This window comes from Klebsiella sp. CN_Kp091 (assembly GCF_040065095.1).
GTDB classification, from domain to species: Bacteria; Pseudomonadota; Gammaproteobacteria; order Enterobacterales; family Enterobacteriaceae; genus Klebsiella; species Klebsiella aerogenes.
Genome location: NZ_JBEAIO010000029.1, coordinates 1 through 699 on the forward strand (window position 1 = coordinate 1; position 699 = coordinate 699).

General features: G+C 51.6%; 1 rRNA gene. It reads right to left on the reverse strand.

Annotation, left to right across the window (positions count from 1 at the left end):
• Positions 1 to 699: ribosomal RNA gene (locus ABLV17_RS13600) — 23S ribosomal RNA — on the reverse strand; the annotation flags it as partial.

Genomic DNA, 699 nt, shown 5'->3' on the forward strand with positions numbered 1-699 from the left:
TTCACGAGGCGCTACCTAAATAGCTTTCGGGGAGAACCAGCTATCTCCCGGTTTGATTGGCCTTTCACCCCCAGCCACAAGTCATCCGCTAATTTTTCAACATTAGTCGGTTCGGTCCTCCAGTTAGTGTTACCCAACCTTCAACCTGCCCATGGCTAGATCACCGGGTTTCGGGTCTATACCCTGCAACTTAACGCCCAGTTAAGACTCGGTTTCCCTGCGGCTCCCCTATACGGTTAACCTTGCTACAGAATATAAGTCGCTGACCCATTATACAAAAGGTACGCAGTCACACCCGAAGGTGCTCCCACTGCTTGTACGTACACGGTTTCAGGTTCTTTTTCACTCCCCTCGCCGGGGTTCTTTTCGCCTTTCCCTCACGGTACTGGTTCACTATCGGTCAGTCAGGAGTATTTAGCCTTGGAGGATGGTCCCCCCATATTCAGACAGGATACCACGTGTCCCGCCCTACTCTTCGAGTTCACAACCTGTGCATTTTGGTGTACGGGACTATCACCCTGTACCGTCGGACTTTCCAGACCGTTCCACTAACACACAAGCTGATTCAGACTCTGGGCTGCTCCCCGTTCGCTCGCCGCTACTGGGGGAATCTCGGTTGATTTCTTTTCCTCGGGGTACTTAGATGTTTCAGTTCCCCCGGTTCGCCTCGTTAACCTATGTATTCAGTTAACGATAGTG